The organism is Chitinivibrionales bacterium (assembly GCA_014728215.1).
Classification (GTDB): Bacteria; Fibrobacterota; Chitinivibrionia; order Chitinivibrionales; family WJKA01; genus WJKA01.
Map to the genome: position 1 here is coordinate 1 of WJLZ01000002.1, position 6,630 is coordinate 6,630.

The 6,630-nt window shown below is 48.2% G+C and carries 7 protein-coding genes; 2 read left to right on the top strand and 5 right to left on the bottom strand.

What is annotated here, in order from left to right:
* Positions 1–130: 130 nt before the first annotated feature.
* Positions 131–343, top strand: coding sequence for a hypothetical protein (locus tag GF401_00025; GenBank protein MBD3343428.1), 213 nt, complete (start codon positions 131–133; stop codon positions 341–343).
* 42 nt (positions 344–385) lie between these two features.
* On the opposite strand, the gene GF401_00030 is transcribed toward GF401_00025, so the two are convergent.
* From GF401_00030 to GF401_00050, 5 genes are read right to left on the bottom strand one after another with little or no spacing between them, the layout of a single operon-like run.
* Positions 386–1,474: a hypothetical protein gene (locus GF401_00030; GenBank protein MBD3343429.1), complete on the bottom strand. Its 1,089-nt coding sequence runs from the start codon at positions 1,472–1,474 to the stop codon at positions 386–388.
* Positions 1,464–1,730 carry a hypothetical protein gene (locus GF401_00035; GenBank protein ID MBD3343430.1) on the bottom strand — a complete coding sequence of 89 codons (267 nt, stop codon included), beginning with the start codon at positions 1,728–1,730 and terminating at the stop codon, positions 1,464–1,466. Before GF401_00035 ends, GF401_00030 begins: the two co-directional genes overlap by 11 nt.
* Positions 1,731–1,760: 30 nt before the next feature.
* Positions 1,761–2,894: a hypothetical protein gene (locus GF401_00040; GenBank protein ID MBD3343431.1), complete on the bottom strand. Its 1,134-nt coding sequence runs from the start codon at positions 2,892–2,894 to the stop codon at positions 1,761–1,763.
* A gap of 59 nt (positions 2,895–2,953) precedes the next feature.
* The gene (locus GF401_00045; GenBank protein ID MBD3343432.1) at positions 2,954–4,078 is read right to left on the bottom strand and encodes a hypothetical protein; all 1,125 of its coding nucleotides are present in this window, start codon (positions 4,076–4,078) and stop codon (positions 2,954–2,956) included.
* The gene (locus GF401_00050; GenBank protein ID MBD3343433.1) at positions 3,999–5,108 is read right to left on the bottom strand and encodes a response regulator; all 1,110 of its coding nucleotides are present in this window, start codon (positions 5,106–5,108) and stop codon (positions 3,999–4,001) included. Before GF401_00050 ends, GF401_00045 begins: the two co-directional genes overlap by 80 nt.
* A gap of 286 nt (positions 5,109–5,394) precedes the next feature.
* Between GF401_00050 and GF401_00055 the strand changes: the two genes are divergently transcribed.
* Positions 5,395–6,312, top strand: coding sequence for a nucleotidyltransferase (locus GF401_00055; GenBank protein MBD3343434.1), 918 nt, complete (start codon positions 5,395–5,397; stop codon positions 6,310–6,312).
* Positions 6,313–6,630: the final 318 nt, after the last annotated feature.

Here is a 6,630-nt window from a genome sequence, read left to right on the forward strand (position 1 = left end):
CCGGGCGCATAAGCTTTTCCACCAAACATTTTGCAGAGAGAATTTTTTAATTTATTTTTTCTACCGAACCCGGGCAAAGAATCAGGCGCCCGGCACCAGTGGCGTAATTACTGAGCGAGAGGGGGTCTTGATGAAGGCCAATAATTCGGTTTTGAAACGTATTGAAGAAACTGCTGAGTACAGCAAGCAACTGATCAACGACATGGAGGAATTCAAGGTCCCGAAACCCTCCCGGCCAAAGTCGTTTTTCAGAGCTGAAGTAATCAAACAGAGTTCTGCCGACAGATTTGCCGAGGGATTCAGGAAAAAATATCAGGAAAAGATGAAGCGGCGAAGGCCTTAGAACCTGTCCTGAAAAACCGGGTGATGCTTTCCCGGATATCATTCACCCTTTTCTCCACCGTTGCGCATAGGCCTCGATCTCTTCGGGGGTATATTCTTTATTTCCTATTGAAAAAGCCACACCCAGGGAGGGGTATTTCTCCATGAGGCGGAGGAATTTACTTATCCGCCGGGCGGTAATATTGCCCCGTCCTATCGAGCAGGGAAGGTCGGGGTGGAGGGCATTGAGCAGCCCTTCGGTCTGGCAGCCGTGGAGATGGTTTCCCTTGGCCAGTCCGATGTTGAGACCGTGGTTGAGGTGGAAGGGGAGTACGGCGATACCGCCATGGTACACAAATATGTCATCCCGCAGAGCAGCAGGATCGGCCTGCACATTCGGCGGCACCGAGGCGTCGCAGACAATTTTCCGGGGACGGAAATCCTGCAGATCGAATATGGTGGTATAGGAGCTTGTTGCCAGGATGATTATATCGGCACGGTCGGCGGCGTACCGGTTGTCGTCGGTCACCTCGATCTCACAATCGAAAAAGCCGCGGTATTTGTTGACAAACTCATTGAGCGGCGCCAACCCCCGGGCGGTGAGGATCATCTTCCCCGCTCTTTCGGCAAAATAGAGAAAACAACCGCTCCCGATATCCCCCGATGCACCGATAATCGCAACGGTTGCATCCTGAAAGTCAACAGCACACTTTTCGGCAATCTCTTCAACCGAATGGATTACAATAGCAGAAGTCAGGGTGTTGCCGGAGGTAATGCGTATATCATGCTTTTTTGCCAGGTCTTTTTCCAGCCCCTGGATCATTATGGAAGTAAAGCCAGCCATCGCGGCGACCGTGCAGCCCTGAGATTTGGCCAGGCCCAGTCCCTGGTCGATCTTTTTAACGATATCGTCCTTTTTAACCGTCTCCATTTCGGGCAAAAAAGGGACAATATAAAACGCTCCGGGCACCGAATGCTCGCCGTCGAGTGAAAGACTATCACAATCCATATGCTTGAACGGCGGAAGCCACTCAAACATTTTTAGAATCAGTTCTTCGCGGATCTCTTTTCCAGGCTTGACAGCTTTGGCGTTTCTGATGACCAGATCGAGGTCGGGATGTAATACAAAGGCTACTTTTTCGTTACAGCTCAAAATCTTTCTTCATCTTCCTTTCTTCAATGACCTTATACACTACGTCCAGAAGCTCATTTAAGGTCCTGGTTTCCACGATCGACACCGGAAGGTCGACATCGAACTGCTGTTCGATTTTTGATGCACACCGTACAATCCCCATGGTATCGATACAAGACTGCTCCCGAAGGTCCTTGTCGGGATCGAGCGAATCAATATCGGTTTCGATTTCTTCTCCCACTATATTGAATACTTTCGCTTTTGTTTTCGGATCCATAACTCCACCTTTCGCCTCTAAATGATGCGCTCATATGCGAAGCGCAAAACACTCCTGTGCATATCCGGTGAGTTCTTCATCGGTAAGCACTCTATCACCAAAAGCATACCCCGGCCCGATCAGGGGGGAATCCGCCAGTTTTTCGAGATACCGGTTTATCGTATGCAATGAAATTCCGTTCCATGCCCATGATGCGGGGAGTGAGGGGTCGCAGGCGAGAAGAATTCCTTCAGCCTGGCAACCGTACATGGCGTAGGCAGAGGGCAATCCGATGTCGAATCCGAGATCGAGTTCAAAGGATGTGCGGGCAATGCCCCCGCGGTAGATAAAGGAATCGGATTTCACCGGTGATTGTTCCCTGTCGCGGGGAAGACCGGCGACATCGACCACGATTGTCGTTGAGGGAAAATCGCTGAGCATAAAAAGACTGGTGTAGCTGCTGGTGATGAAAAGCGTGATGCGGGCGTCGGCCGGCAATTTGTGGCCGGTACCGCAGATTTCCACCGGACGGGTGATAAATTCCTTATACGTATCGACCATTGCATGAATTTTATTCTCATTCTGACCACAGAGAATCAGCTTGCCGGCCTTGTCGCCAAAATAGGAAGCGCATCCGGCGCCGATATCGCCCGATGGTCCGATAATTGCCAGAGCACTTGTTTCGAGATCGATACCGAATCGCTCTGCGACCAGCTCGATCGAACGGATGATGAGCGCAATCGTGCAATAGGTTCCCGATGTTATCGTCACGTTATATTTTTCGGCGAGGTCCTGTTCGAATCCCCGGAGAATCAACGAGGTAAAAGCTCCCAGAGACACGACCGTGCAGCCGTTTTCGGAGGCAAGGGCAACCGCGTGCTCGATCTTTTCGTACATTCTTTTTAAGGGGATATCTTTCATCTCGGGAAGAAACGGAACCATGATCATCGTACCGTCGGCATAAAAAGCATTATCAACGGTAATATTGTTCCATTCCTGAAGCTTATAGGAGGGCGCCCACTGAAAGAGCTTGAGCAGAAATGTGTCTTTGTAATCTTTATCGGGCCTGAGCTGCCTGATATAGGAACGGAACATCCCAAAGTCGGGCGGATACCCGACCAGTGCGAAAGCACCTTTTTTTAACTGGTTTTTGTCGAAAAGGACCGCATCAATAATATCAGCCATCAATTGTATCCAGCAGGAGGAAAAACCACTCTCATCGCTCGAGATCTATAATTTGAAACCTATAGAGGCAGCTCAGTCTGCTCGGTAACAGCATCGTATTGCTCGATCTGTTCCAGCAGCTGCGCGTATTCAGACTCATTCAGGGCCTGTGAAAAAATAGTCCGCATGGTCCTGCTTTTAACATCGTGGTAGATATCGCGGACTTCAACAGGTACGCCGCAGAGTGAAACAGTATCTCCTATTCCATCGGGAACAGAATCATAACTGAATAGCATGCCCTTGCGGGAGATATTAATGAGATATACGTTGACATCAGTATCATTGCTGCTCAGTACCACCTCTTTTTCGATAAGTTTCCGTTCGTTGAGGCGCACATTCTGATTCGAAAGAATATCGATAAGCTTCCGAAGCCTCTCCGGGCCTGTGGGCTCCCTGAAAATAATACGGGCGTTTTTATGCTTAAGATCGTTATAGAGCTCTTCGGCCTCTATCCGGATATCGCCTATTTTCAGGGTGATATCGGTATCCTCGAACTGTCCGTCGTAATAGAACATCATGCCTTTTTGCGACACATTAACGATATAGGTGCGGATATCGTGACCGTTCAGACATATCGTGCTATATTTACCGATATCGTATCGTTCGTACTGACGTTCATTAATCTGGCTCCGTGATAATTCATTTTTGATCGCATTTACCATAGAATCCATGTTGGCTTTCATTTTCCGGCGGAGGATATCGCCCAAAACCTCTTCGATTACCGGAATACCGAGGTGATAATCGATATCGAAATTGATTTTGATACCGCCCTTGTCGTAATCTTCGACTTTCCACCGTCCGTTGATCGTATCAAAATCGCCGTCGATGGACTCGAACCGGATTTCGTAGTTGTCCCGATCGTAATAGTCGCGTTCGATCCAGGTCAGGGGCGCCTCTTCAATTGTCACAAACCACTCCGACCGTCCATGACCGTTGTTCCTCTCCTGAATCGTAACTTTATCGACACTCTCCATGATTTGAGGATAGCGCGAATAGTCGGAAATGATTTCCCAGGCAAAATCTTTTCGTACTTTTCCCTTCAAAACAGCTTCGGTAGAAATACGCTCATAGCCCATTGTATCCGCCCTTTGTATGATTTTTAATCGTAAAATTGAATGTTGTTTGTGGGACCGAAGGGTCTCCATCGATCCAGATCTCGCCGTCCATGGCTTCCACCGCCATCTTACTGTATGTAAGGCCTAAACCAAAGTTTTGCCCTTTATGCGATCCGGCGTCCGGCCGGACCCCGACAAACTTGTGGAAAACCAGTTCCCGCTTCTCTTCTTCGATAAATGAACCGGTATTGGTAATAGACACTTGCAAAAAATCGTTTTTGCCCATGTCAAATGCAACAAATATTTTGCCTTTATTCGGGGTAAACCGGAGTGCGTTGCCGACAATGTTTACTAAAACCTTTGAAAAGAAGCTCTTATCGGCATTGAGGGTGGAATCACAGCAGTTGGAAAAATCGAGAACCATTTCCCTTCCCGTAGTTGACGCTTCATCGATAAGGCTTTTCAGGCAGGTTTCGACCTCGGGCTTGAGCACAAAAGGATCGGCAACCGGCGCCAGAGCACCGCTTTCAAACTTGGTCACGCTGAGGATATTGTTAATCATCATGGAGATCTGACTCACGCCCCCTTCAAGCACCCCGACAAATTTTTTGTTCATCTCATCGGCAGACTGCGCAGCGCTTTCCTTTAAAAACTCCAGTGCACCGGAAATACACTGAAGAGGATTTTTCAGATCGTGTACCAGTATGCCGAGATAGAGGTCGTTGAGCTGGACCATTTTTCTGTTTTCTACGGCGGCAAGGCATTTCTTGGTAAGATTCTCCTCATCAAAGGGCTTGGTGATATAATCGAATGCCCCCTTTTTCATGGCCTCCAGTCCCGAATCCAGCGAGTCTTTGGAAGTAAACATGATAACCTGGACATATTTGCTCACTTCCTTGATGAAAGGTAATGCCTCGAGACCGTCAAGACCATGTCCCAGATTAATATCCAGAAGCACCACTTCGATATCATGATTATTCTTTAAAAACTCGATCCCTTCCTCGGCGGTAAGACTGTAGCTGCAATGATGACCGCTCATTTCGAGAAGATCGCACACCGCGATGCAAATAGACATTTCATCATCGATAATCAAGACCCGGGCAGCATCGGTTGAGGCCATTCTCTCTCTTTCGCTTGATAGTGGCGCAGGCAGTGGAGGAAAGGGGGTATAAAACCGGTCTGAGTACCGGCACTCCGGCCCTCTCTTTCCTACAATAATAAATATATATAAGAAAAGGGGTGGAAAAAAACTTTTTATTGCCGATGGGGCAAAAACCGATTTGCAATTATTTTTGAAATAACTATTTTATAGGGCTCGGTAACAATCGTTGTCTTTTCTACCAACACAACCCTGTATTCATGGTTTTACCTACAGGAAAACATGCATCAACCGGAAAGGCATATTTATGGCACAACCAACGCTGATCATAATGGCGGCCGGAATCGGAAACCGGTATGGCGGTTTGAAACAGATCGACCCAATCGGCCCAGGCGGCGAAACCCTTCTGGACTATTCTTCCTTCGATGCGATCAGGGCCGGATTCGGAAAAATCGTTTTTATCATCCGTAAAGATTTTGAATCCCGGTTCAGAGATCGGATCGGGAAAAACGTGGAAAAAAATATCGACACTCAGTATGTGTTCCAGGAATTCGACCGGGGAATGCCTCAGGGATTTGTCTCTCCCCCAGAGCGGACCAAACCCTGGGGAACAGGCCACGCCCTGCTTGTTTGCAAGGACGCCGTTACGACTCCCTTTGCGGCGATCAATGCCGACGATTATTACGGACAGACATCCTATGTGAGCCTCAAGGAATATCTCGAACAGGCCCGGGATACCGAATCGGCCTATGATTATTGCGCAATCGGGTATGAACTTCAAAACACCCTCTCCGACTACGGACATGTTACCCGCGGCGTGTGTGAAATAACGCAGGATTACTATCTTACCCGGATCAGGGAACTCAAAAAGATCCAGCGTTTCGACAACGAAGTCAAATACGAAACCGAAAACGGAGAATGGCACGGCCTCGATCCAAAAAGTGTTACCTCGATGAACATGTGGGGCTTTACCCTCAGCTTTTTCGATGAACTCGAATCCCGGTTTGCGGCCTTTTTAGAAAAAAACGGCAAGGAGATGAAAGCCGAATTTCTGGTACCCGAAATCGTGGGGAATCTCATTAAAGAAAAAAAAGCCGCGGTTAAAATTATTCCTACAGAGGAAAAATGGTTCGGCCTGACCTACGGTGAAGACAAGCCTCGTGTACAAGAACATATGCGAAAGCTCCTGGATGAGGGTGTCTATCCCGAAAAGCTCTGGAAGTAGTGAAGAATTGGGGTGATGGAGTGTTGGAGGCCCATTACTCCATCTCTTTACTCTATTTTCGGTCTCCTCAACGTTACGAGTGCGTTATAGATCCATGACAGTGCGACGATTCCCCAGGTTGCTCCCATGATTATATAATCGTAGAGGCGGGCGAGTTTCTCCCGGTCGGTGAACGTTCCGAAGGGTGTGATTATCCTGAACTTTTGCCCGCTCGACGGATCGATACCCCACAATCGGGCCATCATATCGACAACCCACAGCATTCCCGAACTTCCGGTGAGAAAATCAATAAAGAAAACAGTACCAAGCACAAGAAGA